The organism is Sphingopyxis witflariensis (assembly GCF_002205635.1).
Taxonomy (GTDB): Bacteria; Pseudomonadota; Alphaproteobacteria; order Sphingomonadales; family Sphingomonadaceae; genus Sphingopyxis; species Sphingopyxis witflariensis.
Map to the genome: position 1 here is coordinate 47,173 of NZ_NISJ01000015.1, position 21,214 is coordinate 68,386.

Annotated in this window: 20 protein-coding genes and 1 other RNA gene; 17 read left to right on the plus strand and 4 right to left on the minus strand. The window is 63.7% G+C overall.

The genetic code is table 11. The features are described 5' to 3' along the window. Positions 1 to 20: 20 nt before the first annotated feature. The gene (locus CDQ91_RS19255) at positions 21 to 977 is read right to left on the minus strand and encodes an RluA family pseudouridine synthase (RefSeq protein ID WP_088474328.1); all 957 of its coding nucleotides are present in this window, start codon (positions 975 to 977) and stop codon (positions 21 to 23) included. 248 nt (positions 978 to 1,225) lie between these two features. Here CDQ91_RS19255 and CDQ91_RS19260 point away from each other — a divergent pair, with 248 nt between their 5' ends. From CDQ91_RS19260 to CDQ91_RS21355, 10 genes are all read left to right on the plus strand, one after another. Then, positions 1,226 to 1,870, plus strand: a complete 645-nt coding sequence (locus CDQ91_RS19260) for a histidine phosphotransferase family protein (RefSeq protein WP_088474329.1) — start codon at positions 1,226 to 1,228, stop codon at positions 1,868 to 1,870. 116 nt (positions 1,871 to 1,986) lie between these two features. Then, positions 1,987 to 2,115 carry a hypothetical protein gene (locus tag CDQ91_RS21915; protein ID WP_272897625.1) on the plus strand — a complete coding sequence of 43 codons (129 nt, stop codon included), beginning with the start codon at positions 1,987 to 1,989 and terminating at the stop codon, positions 2,113 to 2,115. 191 nt (positions 2,116 to 2,306) lie between these two features. Beyond that, a complete protein-coding gene (locus tag CDQ91_RS19265) occupies positions 2,307 to 4,739 on the plus strand; it encodes a chemotaxis protein CheA (protein WP_237246066.1) in 2,433 nt (810 codons plus the stop codon). Further along, complete coding sequence (locus CDQ91_RS19270) at positions 4,736 to 5,173, plus strand: chemotaxis protein CheW (RefSeq protein ID WP_088474330.1); 438 nt, start codon at positions 4,736 to 4,738, stop codon at positions 5,171 to 5,173. Before CDQ91_RS19265 ends, CDQ91_RS19270 begins: the two co-directional genes overlap by 4 nt. A 75-nt stretch (positions 5,174 to 5,248) precedes the next feature. Continuing rightward, positions 5,249 to 5,623 (plus strand): response regulator, encoded by a 375-nt coding sequence (locus CDQ91_RS19275; RefSeq protein ID WP_088474331.1) that lies wholly within the window; start codon positions 5,249 to 5,251, stop codon positions 5,621 to 5,623. Positions 5,624 to 5,693: 70 nt separating this feature from the next. After that, a complete protein-coding gene (locus CDQ91_RS19280; protein WP_237246067.1) occupies positions 5,694 to 6,734 on the plus strand; it encodes a chemotaxis protein CheB in 1,041 nt (346 codons plus the stop codon). Next, complete coding sequence (locus CDQ91_RS19285) at positions 6,731 to 7,588, plus strand: CheR family methyltransferase (RefSeq protein ID WP_088474333.1); 858 nt, start codon at positions 6,731 to 6,733, stop codon at positions 7,586 to 7,588. The genes CDQ91_RS19280 and CDQ91_RS19285 overlap by 4 nt, the downstream gene beginning before the upstream one ends. Positions 7,589 to 7,666: 78 nt before the next feature. Next, positions 7,667 to 8,356 carry an N-acetylmuramoyl-L-alanine amidase gene (locus CDQ91_RS19290; RefSeq protein WP_088474334.1) on the plus strand — a complete coding sequence of 230 codons (690 nt, stop codon included), beginning with the start codon at positions 7,667 to 7,669 and terminating at the stop codon, positions 8,354 to 8,356. Positions 8,357 to 8,409: 53 nt separating this feature from the next. Next, positions 8,410 to 8,804: RNase P RNA component class A (gene rnpB, locus CDQ91_RS19295), an RNA gene on the plus strand. A 78-nt stretch (positions 8,805 to 8,882) separates the two neighbouring features. Next, on the plus strand, positions 8,883 to 9,038 hold the full coding sequence (locus tag CDQ91_RS21355) for a hypothetical protein (protein ID WP_158213728.1): 156 nt from the start codon (positions 8,883 to 8,885) through the stop codon (positions 9,036 to 9,038). 14 nt (positions 9,039 to 9,052) lie between these two features. Here CDQ91_RS21355 and CDQ91_RS19300 read toward each other — a convergent pair whose 3' ends face one another. After that, entirely contained in the window at positions 9,053 to 9,709 is a 657-nt protein-coding gene (locus CDQ91_RS19300) for a hypothetical protein (RefSeq protein WP_088474335.1), read from the minus strand. Between the two features lie 162 nt (positions 9,710 to 9,871). Between CDQ91_RS19300 and CDQ91_RS19305 the strand changes: the two genes are divergently transcribed. Further along, entirely contained in the window at positions 9,872 to 11,620 is a 1,749-nt protein-coding gene (locus CDQ91_RS19305) for a caspase family protein (RefSeq protein ID WP_158213729.1), read from the plus strand. A gap of 3 nt (positions 11,621 to 11,623) precedes the next feature. Here the strand turns inward: CDQ91_RS19305 and greB are convergent, their stop codons facing one another. Together greB and CDQ91_RS19315 are read right to left on the minus strand one after the other, a co-directional pair. Next, positions 11,624 to 12,106: a transcription elongation factor GreB gene (greB, locus tag CDQ91_RS19310; protein WP_088474337.1), complete on the minus strand. Its 483-nt coding sequence runs from the start codon at positions 12,104 to 12,106 to the stop codon at positions 11,624 to 11,626. Positions 12,107 to 12,111: 5 nt separating this feature from the next. Further along, positions 12,112 to 14,142 carry a lytic transglycosylase domain-containing protein gene (locus CDQ91_RS19315; protein WP_088474365.1) on the minus strand — a complete coding sequence of 677 codons (2,031 nt, stop codon included), beginning with the start codon at positions 14,140 to 14,142 and terminating at the stop codon, positions 12,112 to 12,114. A 101-nt stretch (positions 14,143 to 14,243) separates the two neighbouring features. On the opposite strand from CDQ91_RS19315, the gene dapA reads away from it, so the two are divergent. The 6 genes from dapA to CDQ91_RS19345 all read left to right on the plus strand — a co-directional run bounded on the left by dapA (position 14,244) and on the right by CDQ91_RS19345 (position 21,206). Then, positions 14,244 to 15,119 carry a 4-hydroxy-tetrahydrodipicolinate synthase gene (gene dapA / locus CDQ91_RS19320; RefSeq protein WP_088474338.1) on the plus strand — a complete coding sequence of 292 codons (876 nt, stop codon included), beginning with the start codon at positions 14,244 to 14,246 and terminating at the stop codon, positions 15,117 to 15,119. A gap of 9 nt (positions 15,120 to 15,128) precedes the next feature. Further along, positions 15,129 to 15,614 carry an SsrA-binding protein SmpB gene (gene smpB, locus CDQ91_RS19325; protein ID WP_088474339.1) on the plus strand — a complete coding sequence of 162 codons (486 nt, stop codon included), beginning with the start codon at positions 15,129 to 15,131 and terminating at the stop codon, positions 15,612 to 15,614. Further along, positions 15,611 to 16,225, plus strand: coding sequence for a DUF2062 domain-containing protein (locus CDQ91_RS19330; RefSeq protein WP_088474340.1), 615 nt, complete (start codon positions 15,611 to 15,613; stop codon positions 16,223 to 16,225). The genes smpB and CDQ91_RS19330 overlap by 4 nt, the downstream gene beginning before the upstream one ends. Positions 16,226 to 16,322: 97 nt before the next feature. Continuing rightward, entirely contained in the window at positions 16,323 to 18,389 is a 2,067-nt protein-coding gene (locus tag CDQ91_RS19335) for a M13 family metallopeptidase (RefSeq protein WP_088474341.1), read from the plus strand. 89 nt (positions 18,390 to 18,478) lie between these two features. Further along, positions 18,479 to 20,863, plus strand: coding sequence for a hybrid sensor histidine kinase/response regulator (locus CDQ91_RS19340; protein WP_237246068.1), 2,385 nt, complete (start codon positions 18,479 to 18,481; stop codon positions 20,861 to 20,863). After that, positions 20,853 to 21,206, plus strand: coding sequence for a response regulator (locus CDQ91_RS19345; protein WP_164499281.1), 354 nt, complete (start codon positions 20,853 to 20,855; stop codon positions 21,204 to 21,206). Before CDQ91_RS19340 ends, CDQ91_RS19345 begins: the two co-directional genes overlap by 11 nt. Positions 21,207 to 21,214 lie beyond the last annotated feature (8 nt).

Here is a 21,214-nt window from a genome sequence, read left to right on the forward strand (position 1 = left end):
GATAGATTTTCATTCGAAACCTAAACGCGCAATATGTCGATCAGTTCCCGCATATCGGGGGGCAGTCCACTGTCGAGCGCGATGCTGTTACCAGTTACTGGATGAATAAAGCCCAAACGGGCCGCGTGCAATGCCTGCCGCACGAAATTCTGCGCTTTCAGCACGTCCGACAGCGGCTTTTTGGCGCGTCCATAGACCGGGTCGCCGACCAGCGGATGGCCGATGTGCGTCATGTGGACGCGCACCTGATGGGTGCGTCCGGTTTCGAGCTGACATTCGACCAGCGTTGCGCCCTTCAGCGGTTCGACAGTGCGATAATGGGTGATCGCATGCTTGCCGCGCCCTTCGGCGACGACGGCCATTTTCTTGCGGTTGGTGCTCGACCGGCCGAGCGCCGCGTCCACCGTGCCATTGGCGGGCATCGGGCGACCCGTCACGATCGCCAGATAGCGGCGATCGATGCTGTGCGCGGCGAATTGTTTCGCCAGCCCTTCGTGCGCGCGGTCATGCTTGGCGGCGACGATCAGCCCGCTCGTATCCTTGTCGATCCGGTGGACGATCCCCGGCCGCGCGACGCCGCCGACGCCCGAAAGCTGGCCTGCGCAATGGTGAAGCAGCGCGTTGACGAGGGTGCCGTCGAAATTGCCCGCGGCGGGATGGACGACCATGCCCGCGGGCTTGTCGACGACGATCAGATGCTCGTCTTCATAGGCGATGACGAGATCGAGGTCCTGCGCGGCATTGTGCGTCGGAGTGGGCTTGGGCATCCGCAGTTCGAGCGTAGCCGGGGCAACGGCCTTGGCCGAAGGGTCGAGCAACAGGGTGCCGCGGGCATCGGCGACATGTCCGTTCTTGATCAGGCTCTTCACCCGCTCGCGCGACAGGTCGGGCAATGCTTCGGTGAGCGCCCGGTCCAGGCGTAGTCCGGCCGCGCTGTCGGCCAGCGCCACGGTCAATATGTTGTCGTCCCCCTGCATTGATCTCGATGTGGTTTTCGGGCGCCGAAATTCAAGGGGACAAGCGCGTCGACACCCCTTTCGTCACGCCCGGCTTGATCCGGCATCCATTCCACGGCGGCGACATGGCTCCCTGATCAAGTCCGGCGTGACGAAGGAAAAGGGCAGGGTGCCCCGGCGCATCGCGCTTGCCCTTCGGGGCATGCGTGGCCTAGGAGCGGGCTCATGCCGGGGACGTCCGGATACTGCGCTGGGGAGCCACTTTAATCATGACCGACGATCGCGTCGATTTCGCCTCCATGCTGGCTTCGCGCCTGTGTCACGATTTGTTGAGCCCGGTCGGCGCTTTCGCCAACGGCCTCGAACTGCTCGCCGACGAAAAAGACCCGGCGATGCGCGAGCGCTGCTTTGAGCTGCTCGAACAAAGTGCGCGGACGTCCGCGAACAAGTTGAAATTCTTTCGTCTTGCCTTCGGATCGGCCGGTGGCTTTGGCGAACTGGTCCCGGCCGACGAGGCCAGATCGGCGATTCAGGGGATCATCGGCGACCGCGCGATCGACCTCAACTGGATGATCGGTTCGGACCCGCTGCCGAAGCCGGCGGTGAAGATCATCCTCAACCTGTCATTGCTTCTCGTCGATGCACTGGTGCGCGGTGGCCGGCTCGATATTGGCTGCGAAAAACAGGGTGATGCGATCGAAATTGCGCTGCATGTCGAGGCTGAGCGCATGTTCCTCGACGCCGATGTCGAACGCATCCTCGCCGAAGGCGAAGCCGCCAGCCCGATGACCTCGCGCACAGCGCCCGCAGCGCTGGTTCAGGCGGTCGCGGCGCAGAACAACGGCACGGTCATGCTGGCGCGCGAAACGCCCACCACCTTGCTCGTCGGCGCGGTTCTGCGCGGTCGGGGGTAAGCGCAGGCCGTCCTTTCGGCGGAACCTATCCCCCGGCCAGGGGTATCCTATTCTCGCGCTGAAGATGCATGTCGCGAGGAGTGAATATTATCTCGACCAGGCTCTGGATTGCTTATGTGATGATCGCCCTCATGGTGGCGGCTGCGGTCGCGGCTGTCGTCTATCTGCGCCACAACACCCACCACCGCAAAATCGAACGCCGCCGCGCGCGTGAAAAGCGCCATTTGGAAGATAGCACCGAGTAGCGGAATGAAGGGGTCGGCGCGAAACATGGTGGCCCCGCCAAGCGAGACGCAAGGGTGAGAGGCCATGCGTGGGCTCCAGACGGTGGGGCTGGTTGCGCTGCGATGAGGAGTTTCGCCTCCTTTCGGCTTGGCTAGTCGCCATGCCATGGTCTCGCCCGTATCGGTAAAGTCTCCCTTAACCATTATACGCCATGGTTGCGCTTCGAATTTTGGGGCGCACCGACACCGTGATGGACGATCTGCTGAACGATTTCCTGGCCGAAACGGCGGAAATTCTCGCCGAAGCCGGCGGGGCGCTGGTGGCGTGGGAAGCGGAGCCGGCTGACCGTGAGCGGCTCGACGCCATTTTCCGGCTGGTTCACACAATCAAGGGTAGTTCGGGTTTTCTCGCGCTGCCGCGCGTCACCGCGCTGTCGCACGCGGCGGAGGATGCGCTCGACCAGGTCCGGCGAGGCAAGCGTCCAGCCGATGGCGCGCTGGTCACAGGGGTGCTTGGCATCGTCGATCGCCTGTCCGAACTGTGCGGCAGGCTGGCCGCTGCCGGGGTGGAGCCCGCAGGCGACGACAGTCTCGTGATCGGCGCGCTCGCTAGGGCGGAGGCCAATGCTGCGACCGAACCCGCAGCCATCGAAATCCAGCTGCGCCGCGAAGATGATCTCAGCGCCGAATTGCAGGGTTGGCGTTCGATCCGCGTGCCGCTGCCGCTGCTCGACAGCGTGATGACTGGCGTCACCGACATCGTGCTCGCGCGCAACGAATTTGCGCGCATGTTACGGGAATCGGGCGCCGATGCTTCGGTCATCGCTTCGTTCGAACGCCTGTCCGATTCGATCGCCGGAATGCGCCAGTCGGTCAGTCAGATGCGGATGCAGCGCATCGACAAATTGTTCGCGCCCCTGCCGCGTATCGTCCGCGATCTCGCGCGCGACCTTGGCAAGAAGGTCAAATTCGCGACCAGCGGTGGAGAGGTCGAACTCGATCGCGAGATGATGGAAAATATCCGCGATCCGCTGATCCATATCGTCCGCAACGCGATCGACCATGGCATTGAGGCGATCGACGGGCGTGTCGCGGCGGGCAAGGATATCACCGCGACGATTTTCGTTTCGGCGCGCCAGTCGGGCAACCAGATTGAAGTTGCGATCCGCGACGACGGCCGCGGCCTGTCGCCCGACGCGCTGGTCGCAAAGGCGATTGCGGCGCGCGTCGTCACCGCGACCGAAGCGCGTGCGCTGAGCGCGCGCGAAAAGCTGGAACTGATCTTCCGCCCGGGTTTTTCGACGGCAGCGGAAATCACGGCAATTTCGGGGCGCGGCGTCGGCATGGATATCGTCAAATCCAATGTCGAAAAGATCGGCGGTGTCGTCGAGCTGCGCAATGAAGTGGGCAAGGGGCTTTCGATCCTGCTGCGCGTGCCGATGACGCTGACGATCATATCGGGATTGATGGTACGCGCGGCGGGGCATGAATTTGCCATCCCGCGCGGATCGGTGCGCGAAATATTGCTCGAAAGCAGCGATACGGTGCGGATCGACCGCATCGGCGGCGGCGAAATGGCGACGGTACGCGGCGAGCCCTTTCCGCTGCTGCGGCTCGAGACCGTGCTGGGACGCGCGCGCGATCACCGCGATGACATCGACGATCGCGCGCTGGTTATCGTCCGGCCGGGGCAGGGGCAAAGCTATGCGCTCAGCGTCGCGGCGATCCATGACCAGGAGGAACTGGTGATCAAGCCGGCGGCACCGATGATCATGGCGACCGGCCTCTATGCCGGCACGACCTTGCCCGACAATGGCCGCCCCGTGCTGTTGCTCGATGTGCAGGGCATGCTGGCCGTGGCGGGCGTCGACGCGAGCGAAGCGGGCCGCAATCAGGATCATGGCGCCGAAGCCGAGGCCGAGGCGGCCGCGGCGCGCAACGCGGTGCAGCTCCTGCTTTTCCGCGATGTCGGCGACCGGATTCGCGGTGTCCGCCTGTCGGTGATCGAGCGCGTCGAGGAAGTGTCGGCGTCGGCGCTGTTCGAAAGCGCTGGCCGTGTCCAGGTGCAGATCGGTGACGATATTTTCCCCGTTCACGCCGGAAAATTGCCCGAGGACAAAGGCAACGTGAAGCTGCTGCGCCTCTACGATGGCCGCGCTGTGCTCTGCTATCCGATCGCGGCGGTGATCGACATCGTCCGCCTGCCCGACGGGGTGCAGCCCGCTGCTTCACCCGGGCTGATCGCGGGCGTCGTGCTCGTCGGCGGCGATCCGGTCGAACTGATCGACCCCTATTGGCTGATGGAGCAATATGCCGTCGGTGCCGTGGCGCCCGCGATCCACCAGCCGCTGTGCCATCTGGCCGACGATCATGATGGCTGGGGGGCCAATTTCCTTGCGCCGATCCTGCGTCACGCGGGCTATCGGGTCGCCAGCAGCGATGCGGGCGACGACGAAACGCCTGATGTTCTGCTTTGCCTGTCGGGCGAAGAGGGGCGGTATGACCATGCGGCCAGCGACGTGCCGGTGATCCGGCTGCGCGCCGCCGCCGCCGCCTCAGGCCCCGACGATCCGACCGTCTATCGCTACGACCGCCAGGCGCTGCTCGATGCGCTGCACCGCCAGATCATGGGAGGCCGCGCATGATGGAAAAGCTTTACCTGATCGCGCGCATCGCCGACACGCGCGTTGCGCTGCGCAGCCGCGCGATCCATTCGGTGGTGACCGTCGGCACACCGGTCGAGGTGCCCGCCGCGCCGCCACATGTCGCCGGGCTGTTCGCGTTGCGCAGCCGCGTCTTCACGCTGATCGACCCGCATGTCGTCGTCGGCCTGCCGTCGGTGGTCGTTGCAGCGGGGCAGCGGGTGATCGTCGTCGATGTTGCCGATCATGGCTATGCGCTGCTCGCCGACGAGATTGAGGACGTCTGTTTCATCGAAGCGGCCGAGACGCGCATCACAGGCAAGCTGCTGCCGGGCTGGGCGCGCGTCGCCGAAGCGATGATCGAGCATGACGGCGCGACGCTGCTCGTGGTGGATCCCTCTCATTTCATCACCTTACCCGTCGCAAAAGCCGCATGAACATCCATGTCATTAACGGGCTGGACACTCCTTCACCGTAGATTGCAAAAAAACCCGGGGGGTCGGAGTAAAAGAATGTCGAAATCCTGTCTGGTCGTCGATGATAGCAAAGTGATTCGCAAAGTCGCGCGCCATATCCTTGAAAGCATGTCCTTTGCGGTCGATGAGGCCGCCGACGGGCTGGAGGCGCTGACCTTTTGTCGCACCAATCGTCCCGATGTCATCCTTCTCGACTGGAATATGCCGGTGATGAGCGGAATGGAGTTTCTGGGCGCCTTCAATGACCTGGACTATGGGCATGAAGAACGCCCACGCGTCGTCTTCTGTACGACCGAAAATAGCATCGACCATATCCGGACCGCGATCGAAGCGGGTGCTGACGAATATGTGATGAAGCCGTTCGATCGCGAAACGCTCGAAGGGAAATTGCAGCTCGTCGGGGTCGCTTGAGGCTGTCGCCATGGCCCGGCCGCAACCCCTGATTTCGGATCCCGCGCGATCGACGCGCACGATTCGGGTCATGTTGGTCGATGACAGTCTGGTCGTGCGCAGCATTCTCGAACGCATCGTCGACCAGCATCCGGCACTGAAAATCTGTGCCTCGGTCGCCTCGGCGCATGACGCGCTGGCCTATCTGGCCTGCGAATCGGTTGATGTCGTCATTCTCGATATCGAAATGCCGGGGATGAACGGCATCGACGCACTGCCGCATATATTGGAGCGCGCCGCGAAAGCGCGCGTGCTGATCCTGTCGTCCAACTGCGTCGAGGGCGGCCCGGCAGCGATCGAGGCGCTGTCACTGGGTGCCAGCGATACGCTCGCCAAGCCGGGGCGCGGCAGTTTCTCCGGCCGTTTCGCCGAAGTGTTGACCGAACGCATCCTGGCGCTGGGTGACCAGCCGCCGCTTCCGGCAACCGTCCGCTCCGTACAGCGCCCGGTCTCGGTGCCGGTCGCGGTGGTGATCGAAACGGACCAGCCAATTGAATGTATCGCGGTCGCGGCATCGACCGGCGGCATTCCGGCTTTCGCCAATTTCCTCGCTCATCTCGACCCACGCATCACCGCGCCCATACTGCTGACACAGCATCTGCCCGACGCGTTCATGGAATTTTACGCAAAGCAGATTGCGACGATGACCAACCGGCAGGTCCATGTTGCCGAAGCTGGCATGGCGGTCGAACGCGGTCATATCTATCTGGCGCCGGGGGATGCGCATCTGATGGTGGTCGCCAATGGCAGCCGCCGCGACATCCTGCTCGATCGCCACCCGGTCGAAAATGGCTGTTGCCCCTCGGCCGATCCGATGATCGGCGCGGTGGCCGATGTTTACGGCAGGCGCGGCGTCGCCGTGATCCTCAGCGGCATGGGCCGCGACGGGGTGCTGGGGGCGGCGCGATTGAAGTCTGTCGGCGGCACCATCTTTGCCCAGGCGCCCGAAAGCTGTGTCGTCTGGGGCATGCCGGGAGCCGTCGCCAAGGCCGGGCTCGCCGTCGCGACGCTCGACCCCGATGCGATCGCGCTGATGCTCGGCCGCTTCCTGCCCGGACGCCGCAAGCCATGATGGGCGGGACGGCCAGCGAATCGGTCTACCGTATCCTGATGGGAGTGCTCGAATCGCGAACCGGCCAAACCCTGTCGCCGAACCGCATCTGGCGCATCGAAATGTCGCTGAAACCGGTCATGCAGCGCCATGGCATCGCCGATCTCGACGCACTTGTCGCCGCACTGGTGATGTCGAACAGCCGACAATTGCTCGACGATACGGTCGATGCAATGCTGAACAACGAGACATTTTTTTACCGGGAACACAGTGTGTTCGACGACATTGCCGAGACGGCGCTTGAGAAAATCCGGGCCATCAATGCCGACAGGCGGCGTGTGACGGTCTGGCATTGCGGCGTGTCGACGGGGCAGGAGGCCTATTCGCTGGCGATGCTGATCGCCGAACAGGGCGACAAATGGGCGGGCTGGCAGGTCGATATCGTCGGCACCGACGTCAGCTGTCACGCGATCGGCCGCGCGCGCATCGGGCTTTACAGCCAGTTCGAAATCCAGCGCGGCCTGCCGGTACAGCGCATGGTACGCTGGTTCGACCAGACCGAAACCGGGTGGCTGGCCAAGGCGGATTTGCGGCGCCGGATCGATTTTTCGGTGCAGAATATGCTCACCGACCGGCCGCCGCTGGCGCGCTCTGCCGACCTGATCTTCTGCCGCAACCTGCTGCTCTATTTCTCGGCGCCGATGCGGCAAAAGGCCTTTGCCCGGTTGCGTGCGATGGCTGCGCCGCAAAGTTTCCTCGTACTCGGGGCAGGGGAAACGGTGCTGGGGCAAACTGACCAGTTCGTTGCCAGCCCGCGGCTGCGGGGGCTGTACGAGCCCGCCGACCAGCAGGTGCGCCGCGCTGCGGCGGCCTGAGCTTGCAATTTTCCCGGCGCTGGCGCAGGTCAGGCCTCTTCCCGCACCGGGGCGGGGCAAATATGGGTCGCGAACCGCATGAGCGATTTTATCGAGCGCTGGTCACCGAATTTCGACGAGCGCGGACTGCCCATTTCGATGATCGTGCTTCATTATACCGGTATGAAGACCGGCGCCGAAGCCATTGATCGGCTTGCCGATCCCGATGCAAAAGTGTCGGCGCATTATGTCGTCAGCGAGGACGGCCAGATCATCCATATGGTGGCGGAGGAAAAGCGCGCCTGGCACGCCGGCAAGTCGCACTGGCGCGGCATCAGCGACATCAACTCGGCCAGCGTCGGGATCGAGATTATCAATCCGGGACATGAATGGGGCTATGTGCCCTTTCCCGATCCACAGGTCTCGTCGGTCGTCCGCCTCGTCCACCAGATCAAGGATCGCCACGCAATCACGCGCGGCAATGTCGTCGGCCATTCGGACATCGCGCCGACGCGCAAACAGGATCCGGGCGAGCTGTTCCCGTGGGAGGAGCTGGCGCGCCGGCGTCTTGCGCTGCCGCGACCGACCAAGAAGCTTACCGATCCTTTGTGGACCGACGCGGGCTTTCTGCTGGCCCTCGAACGCTTTGGCTATGATGTGACCGACGGCTTTGCCGCGACGGTCGCCTTTCAGCGCCGCTTTCGAACCGAACTCATCGACGGTACGGTCGATGGCGAGTGCCGTGCGATCCTGCTGGCGCTGTTGCTGCCCCAGCCCGAGGGCAACTGACGCCCTTCTCATTTCCGTTGGTACGGTCGTCACTTTGGCCTATAACGGTCGCGCCAGAGGGTCGGGCGATCGCCGCTGGTGGGGTATCCCGCCGGGGGAGGAAAGTCCGGGCTCCACGGAAACCACGGTGCCGGATAACGTCCGGCGGTTCGCGCGTTCGTGCGGATTAGGGAAAGTGCCACAGAGAGTAGATCGCCAAAGGCTTCGGCCCGGCGAAAGGTGAAAGGGTGCGGTAAGAGCGCACCGCGCGGCTGGTAACAGGCGCGGCACGGCAAACCCCACCGGGAGCAAGGTCGAATAGGGACGGTACGGAGCAATCCAGGGTCGGTTCCGGCCCAGCCGTCCGGGTTGACTGCTTGAGCGTTCGGGTAACCGTTCGCCTAGAGGAATGATCGCCCATCCCCTGCAAAGGGGTGGACAGAACCCGGCTTACAGACCCTCTGGCAATATTCTCCCCAAACGCATCCGCGGGAACCGCCCGCGGGCGAGCCGCGTTCTACAAGGACAGTCACAAGGGAGGCGAACCATGAAGATCGTCGATGAGCATGTCGAAATGAGCGACGAAGAGGCGAGCGGCGGCGTAAAAGGGCATAATGTCCGCTATGTCCTCGCGATCTCGCTGATCGGGGCGGTAATCGTCATGTCGGCCGCCTGGATCATCCCCGCGCTTCTCGCCAAATAGACGAGGCGGGGCGCTTATTTGCCCTCCATGATGAGGTTCAGCTCGTCCTCGGGGTTGGGAGTGTTTTCCATATAGAAGGTGCTGGCTGGCCGCCGTGCGCGCTTTGCGCCGACCTTGTCATACCCGCGATCGCTGTCGTCCGGCGCGACCTTCAGTTGCGCCGTGATGATATCGCCGGTCAGCAGGTTCCAGCTCATCTCGGCGCCATCATGCGCATAGGTACGGCTATAGGCGGTCGCGTCGAGGCCGATCAGGCGCAGTTTCGGTGCGGTGGCTTCACCGCGAAAGCGATAGGTGGTCGATGTCGCGCTCGTACCGCCGGTCAAATCCCGGATGACCAGCACCCCCTTGTCGATCGACAGTTCGGCTGGCCCCAGCGCCCCGGGCAGCAGGTTGAATTTCCCGGCGGCGACATGGCTGATGCGGGCGGCATTGCGTGCGGTGAAAAAGACCCGAACGGTCCTGTCATCATCCTTTACCGATACCAGCACGGCGTCGAGGTCGCCGTCGCCGTTGAGATCGCCATCGACCCGCGCCTCAACCTCTTCGCCCGGCGCCAGCAGGCGGCGTAATTCGGCGTCGCTCATCGCTGAAGCAGCAGGGTGCGTCGATGCGGCATGGGCTGCGCCCGACGCCAGCATGATCGCAAGAAAAACCAGGCTTCGTTCCATGGCACCCCTCCTTTGGCCGAATCCAAGTGTTTTGCTTCTATCCGGACGTCATGCCCGACATTGTGATGGCGATCACAGGGCAAAATGCGCTTTCCTACATTCGGCCGCTGACCTACCGTTGCTGCGGGGGACAGGATGATGGCGCGAATATGCGATTTCAGAATGAAGTTGCGCAGATTTCTGCGAATCTTCAACGCGCGCCGGATCGGGATTTCCGCGGCGACGACGCTCGCTGCGCTGGCTATGGCCCCTATGGCGCAGGCTCAATCGGCGGCCATTTGCGGTACCGCGCCGCTCACGGGCGACCGGGTCGCGCTGCTCATTGGCAACAGCGCCTATAATGACTGGGAATGGCCGTCGCTGAAGAACGCGGTCAACGATATCGATTTCGTTTGCGACGCCTTTGCCCGCGCCGGAATCGCGCCGCGGATCGTCCGCAACGCCGACAAAGGCACGCTCGATGCCGAACTGGCGCGCTTCGCCGCCGAGGCGAAGGGCGCGAAGTCGGTGCTGATCTATTATGCCGGACATGGTTTCGAATATGGCGGGCGCAACTGGCTGGTGCCGATGGACGCGCCGCCGGCGACGCGCCGTGCCGATGTCGAAAAACGCTTTCTATCGATCGAGGCGCTGGTGAAGCATGTCGTCCCGGCCGGTGCCTTTACCCTGTTGTTCGTCGATGCGTGCCGCACCGCCGAGCCGGTGGTGCGGGTCGAAGATGCGGATGTCAAAAGCGGGGAGGCGGGCTCGGCGCCGCTCGGCTTGCTCGATATCGGGCAGGGTGCGGTTTTCTATTCGACGGCAAAGGGGCGTCCTGCGCTTGATTTCGCGCCGGTCGGATCGCCCGTCAGCCCCTTCGCCGCCGCGGTGGTCAAGGAACTGGCGATCCCGGGGCTCGAAATTTCGGATTATTTCAAGGTCGTGTCGCGCGAGGTCTATAAACGGACCTATGGCATGGAGCTGGGGCCGCAACAGCCCTTCCACTATGGCAGCTGGTTCGACGATTATTATCTCGTCGCGCCGCCCGAAATTCCGGCCGTGCGTACGGACAACGCCGATGCGGTGGCTCCGATGACAACATCTGCCGCCTCCGCCACAGCGGCGACGCGTGGCGCGGTCAAACCCGCAGCCGATCCGCTGGCGGATGTTTCGCTCGACCGGCTGGCGATAGAGGATGAACCGATCCTCGTCGCCGATATATTGTCGCGCCACGCGGCGGCGGAACTGGTGGCGCTGGCCGATGGCGGCCATCCGCTCGCGCAGCATCTCGCGGGCTATATGTTTTCGCTAGGCGTCGGGGTGAAGAAGGATGTGCCGCGTGCCCGCGCCTATCTCGAGCAATCGGCGGCGCAGGGCTTTGCTGCGGGGCAGCAGGAACTGGCCTATCTGCTCCTGGAAACCGATCCGACGCCCGAGAATGTGAAGCGCGCCTTCGATCTTTTTACCGCGGCGTCAAATGCCGGCTTTTCGAAGGCGAAGACGCATCTGGCCTATCGACTGGCGGCGGGCACATTCGGCACGCCCGACTTCGTCCGTTCGCAGGCACTCTATATGGAGGCGGCGGAAAAGGGGCATCCCGCAGCAATGTTCGCGCTCACCTATTTCCCCGGTACGCGCGCCGCCAATCTGGCACGGCTGCGCAGCATCGCCGATGGCGGCAACCCCGAAGGCAATCATTGGCTGTGCGAAGCCCATTTTGCCGACAAGACGCTGGCGGTCGCGATCGAGGATTGTGGCATCGCGGCGCGCGCGGGCTTTGCAGGATCGCGGGCGATCCTCGCCGACGCCTATGTCAAGGGAGTGGGGGTGGCAGCCGATCCGAAGGAAGCGGTTCATTGGGCGAAACTGGCGCGTGATCTGCCCGAATTGCGCAAGGATCAGCGCGACCTCATCGCCGGGATAGGGGAGTAACGATCAGGGGTAGCTGACCGCCATCACTTCCCATTCCTTGGGCCCCGCGGGCAAGTGGACGGTGCGCAGGTCACCTACCGCTGCGCCGCGCAGCGAACGGGCGAGCGGGCTGTTCCAGCCGATGCGGCCAGTGCCGGCGTCGGCCTCGTCATCGCCGACCAATGTGACGGTGCGCCGCGCATCGTCGTCGTCGGCAAGTTCGATAGTGGCGCCGAACCAGATCCGGTCCTTGTCGGGCTGTTCGGCCGGATCGACAACACGCGCCGCCTTCATCCGCCGCGCAAGGAACGTCAGCCGCCGGTCGATCTCGCGCAATCGCTTGCGGCCATAGATATAGTCGCCATTCTCGCTGCGGTCGCCATTGCCCGCGGCCCAGCTGATCACCTCGACCAGCTTTGGCCGCTCGTCGCCGAACAGCAGATCATATTCGGCGCGCAGCGCGGCGAAGCCCGCCGGGCTGATGATGTTCGTCTTTTCCCCTGCCATGCTGGTCAGCCGGGGGTGCGCTTGCCGAGGTAGAAGCTGAGCGGCGCCTGCGACCGCGCCCCGCCGCCGTCGCGAAGGGTGTCGTAAACGACCGCGTTTTCGAGCACGCGCTGGACGTAATTCTTCGTCTCGAAAATCGGGATCGCCTCGATCCAGTCAAGCATCTCGATCCCGCCGCTGCGCGGGTCGCCATTGGCACGAAGCCATTTGTTCACATTGCCGGGTCCGGCATTATAGGCGGCGACCGCGAGCGGATAGCTGCCGCCGAAATAGCGCAGCATCTGCTGAAAATAGGTCGATCCCAGCATCATGTTGTAATTGGTGTCGGTGGTCAGCGACCCGGCGTCATAGCTCAGCCCCAGCTTGCCCGCGACTTCGCGCGCCGTGCCGGGCATCAACTGCATCATTCCGCGCGCGCCGGCGTGGCTGATCGCGGCGCGGTCGAACTGGCTTTCCTGCCGCGTGATCGCGTGAATGAAGGTCCAGTTGCTTTCATGCCCGGCGGGGACACGGACGGTCGGAAAGCCCGACACTTCGACCGCGTCGAGGCTGTTCGCCTGCGCGCTGCGGCCGATCATCACGCCCAGGTCGGGACGGCCGATCTGTGTGGCAAGCTGTCCCGCGAGCACATGATCGGCGGGTGAGGTCGCCTTTTGCGCGAGCGCGCGCAGGAACAGCGACTGTTCGCGCCAAGCGCCGATTTCGCCCAGCGCGCGTGCCGCGCGGACCAGCCGGTCATCCTCGAATGCCCGCTTTTCATTGCTGCTGACCTGAATCTTCGGGGTTGCGGCCGGCTTGGGTTGCGGCCGGTTCAGCCGCTCGAGCGACAATTGGCCGTAAAATTGGTCATAATGCTGCGCGGCATCGGTGAAATGGGTGTTGGCGGTGTTGCGGTCGCTCGCCGCCAGGGCTGCGCGGCCTGCCCAGTAAAAACCCTTGGTGCGCGTCTGCGCCGAGCGTGCAGCTTCGCCATAGGTGTGGAACAGGCGCACCGCCTCGGCCGGGCGGCGGAGATCCTTATATGCGAGCTGCCCCGCGAGCCAGGCGAGCGAAGTGTAATCGTCGCGCACGCTGAGTCCGGTTTCGCGGATGACGGTGCCGGATGGGAAGGCGTCGTCGAGCTGGCGCGCTATATTATAGGCGGTCTGCTTGTCGCCCGCGGCGTCGGCCTGGCGCGCGTTGGTGAGCAGGGTTTCCAGCCATTCTTCGGTATCGGTCGGCGCCTTGGCGAGCGAGCGCGGCCCGGCGAGCAGGGCGCGTGCTTCGCCGGTGCGGCCGGACTTGCGCAGCCATGTCGCCTTGTCGGTAATATAGCCGGCGTCGGAGCGGATCAGCGACGGATTGGCGCTTTCGACCGCCGACGCCTGCATCGCGGCATCCACTGCACCGCTGCGCATCGCTAGGCGTGCGGCAAAGACGCCGCGCTTGTCGGATGAAGTATAGGCGAGCTGACGGCTCGCGGCGGCGGTGGCGCCGGACCAGAGCAATCGGTCCATCCGCGCATCATGGTCGGCGAGGCTGATCGCGCCGGGGAACAGGCTGAGCACCCGGTTTGTTTCGGCTTCGTCAAGCGTCCCGCCGGTCCAGGCGCGGCGCACGGCGGTATTGGCTTCGTCGCGGCGGCCACTGGCGTTGAGGGCGAGCGCATAGCGCAAATGCCCGCTCGCGGTCTGCGGCGGATAGGCCTGAAAATAGGCGAGGGTGCGCGCCGGGTCGAAGCTGTCGATCGCGATCGCCTTTTCTGCGCGGTTACGCATCTTGTCGGCGTCGGGCCAGCCCTTGTTGGTCATCAGGAATCGCGACAACTGGTCGAAGGATGCGCCGGTGTTCGCGGTCAGGCGGCGCCATTCCATCACCGCATCGCCGACCGAGCTGGTCGACGGCGGCGGACCCGATGAGGCCGCAAGCCCCATCTGGGCGCGATACCACGCCATTTGCTCGGGGGTCAGTTCGCTCGCCGTTGCGGCGGTCGGGATGAGGAGGGCCGCGGCAAGCGCGAGGCGGGAAATGTGGGACAGCGAGATCATAGCGGCCATGCTAGTGCCAAACTCCTTGCGGGTCGCTGAATAGGCGTCCATTAGCGGGCGCGCTCAGCCATCTTATCGGTTGCGGGCCGGTTTTTGTAAAGGAGTCCAGCATGTTTTCGGGGTCGATTCCCGCCTTGGTGACGCCATTTCGCGACGGGGCGTTCGACGCTCCGGCGTTCAAACGGTTCGTCGATTGGCAGATCGGTGAAGGAACAAGCGCGCTGGTTCCGTGCGGCACGACCGGCGAAAGCGCGACGCTGGGCTTCGACGAGCATTATCAGGTGATCGATTGCTGCATTGAGGCTGCGGCGGGCCGCGTGCCGGTGATCGCTGGCTGCGGATCGAACGACACCGCGACCGCGGTCCGGCACATGCGCTATGCGCAGGCGGCGGGGGCCGCGGCGGCGCTTGTCGTCGCGCCTTACTACAACCGGCCGAGCCAGGATGGCATCCTTGCGCATTTCAAGGCGCTTGCCGACGCCAGCGACCTGCCGATCGTCGTCTATAATGTTCCCGGCCGCACGGTCACCGACATCAGCACCGAAACGATGTGCAAGCTCGCTGAGATCGCGTCGGTCGTCGCGATCAAGGACGCCAGCGGCGATCTCGCCCGCGTAACGGCCCTTCGCGCCGGGGCGGGCCGGAATTTCTGCCAGCTGAGCGGCAATGACGATCTGTGGTTGCCGCACGCATCGCTAGGCGGCGTCGGCTGCATCTCGGTAACCGCCAATGTCGCGCCGCGTTTGTGTGCGGAGTTCGCCTCTGCCGTTGCCGCTGCCGACTGGGTGCGCGCGCTGACGCTGCACGAACGGCTGTTCGCGCTGCACAATGCGATGTTCTCCGACACCTCGCCCGCTCCGGTCAAATATGCGCTGTCGCGCGTACACGACTGGTTCGATCCCGAAGTTCGCCTGCCGATCATCCCGGCGAATGACGCCGGGCGTTCGGCCGTCGATGCTGCGCTGTCCGCAGCGGGCGTGCTATAGGCTCGCGTCATGGCCCGTCCCCAGTCCGCGCCCGAGTTCGACAAGAAGAAAGTCGTCGCCGAAAACCGGCGCGCACGCTTTGATTTTGCCATCGATCAGGTGTTCGAGGCGGGAATCGCGTTGCAGGGCACCGAGGTTAAGGCGCTACGTTTCGGCGAAGGGACGATCGCCGAAAGCTATGCCGAGGTGAAGGGGCATGAGGTGTGGCTGATCAACAGCAACATCCCCGAATTCAGCCACGGAAACCGGCATAATCATGAGCCGAAGCGGCCGCGCAAACTGTTGCTCAACGGGCGTGAAATCAACAAAATGCACGCGGCGGTGGCGCGGCAGGGTATGACGCTGGTGCCCCTGTCGGTCTATTTCAACAGCCGCGGCCGCGCCAAGGTCGAACTGGCGATCGCCAAGGGCAAGAAAGCCCACGACAAACGCGAATCGATCAAAGAACGCGACTGGAAGCGCGACAAGCAGCGCTTGATGAAGGATCGCGGATGAGCGGCGGCAAGCCTCGCGACAAGGCTGCGGTGATGAACTGGATTCGCCGTAATTCGCCGACGCGCGAGGAATTGCTCGCGAGCCGCTTTATCCGGCCGTTCGCGCACCGTGTCGCACACAGCCATTTGTGGCGCTTCACCCGCACATCGGTACCACGCGGGACTGCCCTGGGGCTGTTCGTCGGCATCTTCTTTCTGCTGCCGGGCGTTCAGATTCTCGGCGTTGCGCTGCTCGCGCTGCCGTTCCGTGCCAACATCCCGATCGGTGCGGCGATGACATTCCTGTCGAACCCGGCGACGACGCCGTTCATCATCGCAGCCTCGGTATGGCTGGGCGACAGCATGTTCGGGCTTCACGCCAATGTCGCCACCTTCTCGATCATGCTCGACAAGGGCGCGTCGGTCGGGGAGTGGACCCGCTGGGTCGTATCGGACGCCGCGCCGGCGCTGATCGCCGGGCTATTCGTCATCTCGCTGGTGTCGGCGATCGTCGGCTATCTTCTCGCGACGGTGTTCTGGGACAATTGGATCCGCCTGCGCTGGCGGCGGAAATTGCGCCGGTCGCGCGACAGACGACTTGAGGCATCGACGAGCGACACGCCCGCCGGTTGAACCGCAGGTAAGCGCGGTTATAGCTGTTCCCATCACAAAGTCTTGCCGTGCGGTCTGCGCGGTCCATTTCATTTGTCTTGAAAATCCGGGGAACATCATGATCCGTTTGACTCATTCTTCACGTTTGATGGCGACCGCCGCGCTGGGCGCACTTCTGTTGGGCATGGCGCCTGCGACCGGCCTTGCCGCCAAGGAAAAGCCCGTCGCACCCGCTGCTCAAACCGCGGCCAAGCCCGCGCTGGGTACCTTCGGTTTTGACGCTACGGGCATGGACAAGACCGTTCAGCCCGGCGACGATTTCTATGCTTTTGCCAATGGCACCTGGGCGAAGAACACCCCAATTCCGGCCGACAAGTCGAACTATGGCATGTTCACGGCACTCGGCGATCTGTCGCAGGAGCGCACCCGCGGAATATTGGAAGCCGCCAAGGGCGATCCGAACAGCATGATCGGCCGCGCTTACGCCGCCTATCTTGATGGGGCGGCGGTCGAGGCGAAGGGGTTGGCGCCGATTCAGCCGTGGCTGAACAAGGTCCGCGCCGTCGACAAGGCGGGCCTGGCCGCGCTGCTCGCCGAAGCCGACCGCAACGGCATCCAGCATTTCTTCGGTGGCTATGTCGGTCAGGACGACAAAAACCCCGACGTCTATATCTACTCGATGGGACAGAGCGGCCTCGGTATGCCCGACCGCGATTTCTATCTGAAAGATAATGAACGCAACGCCAAGTTGCAGGCCGCCTATGTGAAGCATCTGGAAAATGTCCTGACGTTGGCGGGCGAAAAGGATGCCGCGGCGCGCGCCAGGGCGATTTATGCTTTCGAAAAGCAGATTGCGGCTGTCCATTGGGACAAGAATAGAAGCAGCGATGCGACCGAAATCTATAACAAGATGACGATTGCCGAACTGACCAAGGCTGCGCCCGGCTTTGACTGGACGACCTTCATCCGCGGCATTGGGGTTAAGGAAGACGCATTACTGGTCGCGCAGCCGAGCGCCTTTACGGGCGAAGCCAGCCTGATCGCCGGAGCCCCTATCGGCGTCGTTCGCGACATGCTGCTCGTCCGCAGCCTCGATGGCTTTGCGGACGTCCTGCCTGATGCGGTCGCTCAGGAGAATTTCTCTTTCTACAGCACCGCGCTCTCGGGCACGCCGCAGATGCAGGAACGCTGGAAGCGTGCGGTCGATTTCACCAAGGACAATATGGGCGAAGCGGTCGGCAAGGATTATGTCGCGAAATATTTCCCGCCCGAAACCAAGGCGGCGATGGATGTGCTGGTCAAGAATGTCCTCGCAGCGCTCGACACCCGCATCGGCAACCTGACCTGGATGCAGCCGCAGACCAAGGTAAAGGCGAAAAAGAAGCTCGCCAATTTCACGACCAAGATCGGCTATCCCGACCGCTGGATGGATTATAGCAAGCTGGAAATCCGGGCCGACGATCTGTTCGGCAACGCGCTGCGGTCGAACCAGTTTGCCCACGATGATAATATTAGCCGCCTCGGCAGTCCGATCCGTCGCTGGGAATGGGGTATGACCCCGATGGAGGTCAACGCCTACGCCAATTTCGGGATGAACGAGATTGTGTTCCCGGCCGCAATCCTACAGCCGCCCTTCTTTGATCCGAACGCGGACGCCGCGATCAACTATGGCGGCATCGGCGCGGTGATCGGTCACGAGATCAGCCATCATTTCGACGATCAGGGCGCGAAATATGACGAGAATGGCAGGCTCGCCGACTGGTGGACGCCCGCCGACGTCGCGGCATTCGAAGCCGCGGGCAAGGCGCTGATTGCGCAATATGACGCCTATGAAATCCTGCCCGGCGAGCATCTCGACGGCACCTTCACGCTCGGCGAGAATATCGGTGATCTTGCCGGCCTCACCATTGCCTATGACGCCTATAAAAAGTCGCTCGGCGGCAAGTCGGCACCGGTAATCGACGGGATGACCGGCGATCAGCGTTTCTTCCTCGGCTGGGCGCAGGTGTGGCGTCGCAACTATCGCGAACAGAATTTGTCGCAGCGGATCACGACCGATACGCATTCGCCCTCGATCCAGCGGGCTTGGGTCTCGCGCAACCTTGACGCATGGTATAAGGCCTATCAGGTGAAGGAAGGCCAGAAGCTTTATCTGGCGCCCAAGGATCGTGTTCGCATCTGGTGATGCACCAATAAGAAAGACTGTCATTGACCGCGCAAAGCCTGCCCTCCGCTGATACCGATTTCAGCAGGGGGGCCGGCTCCGCAGGGCCGCTGCTAGCCCCGCCGCGTCTGTCGCGTATCGACGCGGCGGTGCTCGGCGGGCTGGCGTTGCTGTCGGTCGCGCTCCTGTTCTGGGCCACAGGCGACATGATTTTGGCGGCGGGCTTCCTCGCGGGGCTCGCTGTCGCGGTTGGCGGCGTCCTGTTGGCGCGGCGGCTGTTTCCCGCCGCAGTGACCGGCGAAGCTGCGCTGCCCGACTGGACGATGCTGCGCGCGGCGGTCAATCACGACGATATCGCCATCGCCGTGACCGACCGCGCAGGGCGGCTGGTCTGTGCCAATGATCTGTTCGCAACGTGGATGGGCGGCTTCGTAACCCCGCCCGGTTTGCCGCTGGAAGGGCGCGGCCCCGATCTGCTCAAAAATGCCGGACGTGCCGCATGGCGTGACGGCGAAGGCGTTGCCGACGACGTCGCAATCGGCGCGCTGCGTATGCGCGCGCAGGTGACGCGCACGGGGCAGGCCGAAGATTATCTGGTCTGGCGTTTCTCGGCGCTCGAGCGGATCGACCTCGCGACGGAAATCGTGCGCCATCTCGACGGCCCTGCGGGCCGGACGCTGGGGCAGGCGGGGGTCATGACCGCGCTCGTCAACGCCGAGGGGCGGCTGCGCGTCGCCAATCAGGCGTTTCTGCTCCGCGCATTGGGTGAGGGCGAGACGGCCCAGTACACCGGGCGCGATGTTGCCGCGATGCTGCGGCTCGACGATTCGGGTTCGCTCTATTTCGCGCGCGAGGGTGACCGGGCGACTCCGGTTCGGATGCTCCAAATCCCGCTGGTCCCGGCGGACAGCAATGGCCCGATGTTGCTCGCGATGCTCGACGAGGAAATGGGTCCGGCCGATCGGGGCACCGCGCAGGCCTATGTCGAGACTTTACTGTCGCTGCTTCCATTCGGGCTTGCGATGGTCGATCGCGATGGCCGCTTTCTTTATATGAACCGCGCCTTCATTCGCGCCGCAGGGGTCGCCGAAGGCAAGACGCCGCGCTATCCCGGCGATATTGTCGTCGGCGAGGACAAGGGCGCGCTCGCCGACATGATCCGCCGCCACAGCAGCGGGCAGCAGGTCGGCGGCGACCTGTCGATCCGGCTGGCAGCGCAGAGCGACGAACCCGTGTCTATCCGCGTCGTCGGGGTGCGCGGGCTGGGCGAGGCGGCGGTGTTGCTCAGCCTCAAGGATTCGAGCGAGGAATCGCGGCTCAAGCGCCAGGTCGCGCAGGCATCGAAGATGCAGGCGGTGGGTCAGCTTGCGGGCGGCGTTGCGCATGACTTTAACAATATCCTGACCGCGGTGCTCGGCAGCTGCGACCTGATGCTGATGCGGCATACGCCCGGCGACAGCGACTATGACGATATTCAGCAGATCCGCAGCAATGCCAATCGCGCCGCGAGCCTGACGCGGCAGCTGCTCGCTTTCTCGCGCCAACAGACGCTGCGCCCGCAAATCCTGCAATTGCCCGACGTGATTTCAGAGGTGTCGCATCTTTTGAAACGCCTGATCAGCGACACGATCCAGCTGTCGGTGCACCATGGCCGCGGTCTGGGCGCGGTGCGCGCCGATCCCGGTCAGCTCGAACAAGTGATCGTCAATCTCGCGGTCAATGCGCGCGACGCGATGCCCGGCGGCGGCACGCTGACCATCGATACCTATCCGGTGTCGGCGGCCGAGGCCCGACTCTTGGGCAATGATATCATGCCGCCCGCCGATTATAGCGCGCTGAAGGTCAGCGACACCGGCACGGGTATTCCCGCCGACGTGCTGCCCAAGATTTTCGAACCCTTTTTCACGACCAAGGATGTCGGCAAGGGTACGGGGCTGGGGCTGTCGACCGTCTACGGGATCATCAAGCAATCGTCGGGCTTCATCTTCGCCGACAGCAATCCCGGGAAGGGGACGAGCTTCACCATCTATCTGCCGGTCCACCGCGCCGATGGCGATGCGCCGGTCGTGCCTGTGCCACCGGTGAAGCCCAAGAAGAGCCAGTGGGGTACTGGAACCATATTGCTCGTCGAGGATGAGGATATGGTACGCGCGGTTGCCGAGCGTGCGCTGACCCGCGCCGGCTATACCGTCGTCACCGCATCGCAGGGTGAAGAAGGGCTCGAGCGTTTTGCGCAGATGGAGAAGGTCGATTTGATCATCAGCGATGTCGTGATGCCGACGATGGACGGGCCCGCGATGGTTCGTGCGTTGCGCGCCAAGCGGCCCGATCTGCCCGTCCTCTTCATGTCAGGTTATGCCGAGGAGCAGCTGCGCCACTCGATCGATATCGATGATGTCGCCTTCCTGCCCAAGCCCTTTTCGGTCGCGCAGCTTGCCGAAGCAACCTCGGTGGCGCTCGACGAGGCCGCACGCCGGGCGTCGCATGATGGATAGTCGCCGCATCCTGCTCGTCGAGGATGATGTGCTGATCGGCATGATGCTCGTCGACATGTTCGACGCGCTCGACCTGCCTGAACCCGCGCAAGCGACCAGCAACGAAGAGGCGCTGGCGATCATTGCAGCGGAGTCGATCGCTGGGGCGCTGGTTGACATCAATCTGGGCGATGAAAAAGGGTGGCCGGTCGCCGACGCGCTTGCGGAGCGCGATATTCCCTTTGCCTTCACCTCGGGCGGCGGTGACGTCATCCCGTCCGCCCACGCGCATCGTCGGTTGGTAAACAAGCCGTTCCGGATCAACGACATCGAAAGCGCTTTGAACGAGTTTTTCGCGAAATAGCGCGACTT

What these genes read in the sequence shown, in the direction of transcription:
- CDQ91_RS19255 (WP_088474328.1), bottom strand. Translation starts at nt 977, where the DNA reads ATGCAGGGGGACGACAACATATTGACCGTGGCGCTGGCCGACAGCGCG.
- CDQ91_RS19260 (WP_088474329.1), top strand. Translation starts at nt 1,226, where the DNA reads ATGACCGACGATCGCGTCGATTTCGCCTCCATGCTGGCTTCGCGCCTG.
- CDQ91_RS19265 (WP_237246066.1), top strand. Translation starts at nt 2,307, where the DNA reads ATGGTTGCGCTTCGAATTTTGGGGCGCACCGACACCGTGATGGACGAT.
- CDQ91_RS19270 (WP_088474330.1), top strand. Translation starts at nt 4,736, where the DNA reads ATGATGGAAAAGCTTTACCTGATCGCGCGCATCGCCGACACGCGCGTT.
- CDQ91_RS19275 (WP_088474331.1), top strand. Translation starts at nt 5,249, where the DNA reads ATGTCGAAATCCTGTCTGGTCGTCGATGATAGCAAAGTGATTCGCAAA.
- CDQ91_RS19280 (WP_237246067.1), top strand. Translation starts at nt 5,694, where the DNA reads ATGTTGGTCGATGACAGTCTGGTCGTGCGCAGCATTCTCGAACGCATC.
- CDQ91_RS19285 (WP_088474333.1), top strand. Translation starts at nt 6,731, where the DNA reads ATGATGGGCGGGACGGCCAGCGAATCGGTCTACCGTATCCTGATGGGA.
- CDQ91_RS19290 (WP_088474334.1), top strand. Translation starts at nt 7,667, where the DNA reads ATGAGCGATTTTATCGAGCGCTGGTCACCGAATTTCGACGAGCGCGGA.
- CDQ91_RS21355 (WP_158213728.1), top strand. Translation starts at nt 8,883, where the DNA reads ATGAAGATCGTCGATGAGCATGTCGAAATGAGCGACGAAGAGGCGAGC.
- CDQ91_RS19300 (WP_088474335.1), bottom strand. Translation starts at nt 9,709, where the DNA reads ATGGAACGAAGCCTGGTTTTTCTTGCGATCATGCTGGCGTCGGGCGCA.
- CDQ91_RS19305 (WP_158213729.1), top strand. Translation starts at nt 9,872, where the DNA reads ATGAAGTTGCGCAGATTTCTGCGAATCTTCAACGCGCGCCGGATCGGG.
- greB (WP_088474337.1), bottom strand. Translation starts at nt 12,106, where the DNA reads ATGGCAGGGGAAAAGACGAACATCATCAGCCCGGCGGGCTTCGCCGCG.
- CDQ91_RS19315 (WP_088474365.1), bottom strand. Translation starts at nt 14,142, where the DNA reads ATGGCCGCTATGATCTCGCTGTCCCACATTTCCCGCCTCGCGCTTGCC.
- dapA (WP_088474338.1), top strand. Translation starts at nt 14,244, where the DNA reads ATGTTTTCGGGGTCGATTCCCGCCTTGGTGACGCCATTTCGCGACGGG.
- smpB (WP_088474339.1), top strand. Translation starts at nt 15,129, where the DNA reads ATGGCCCGTCCCCAGTCCGCGCCCGAGTTCGACAAGAAGAAAGTCGTC.
- CDQ91_RS19330 (WP_088474340.1), top strand. Translation starts at nt 15,611, where the DNA reads ATGAGCGGCGGCAAGCCTCGCGACAAGGCTGCGGTGATGAACTGGATT.
- CDQ91_RS19335 (WP_088474341.1), top strand. Translation starts at nt 16,323, where the DNA reads ATGATCCGTTTGACTCATTCTTCACGTTTGATGGCGACCGCCGCGCTG.
- CDQ91_RS19345 (WP_164499281.1), top strand. Translation starts at nt 20,853, where the DNA reads ATGATGGATAGTCGCCGCATCCTGCTCGTCGAGGATGATGTGCTGATC.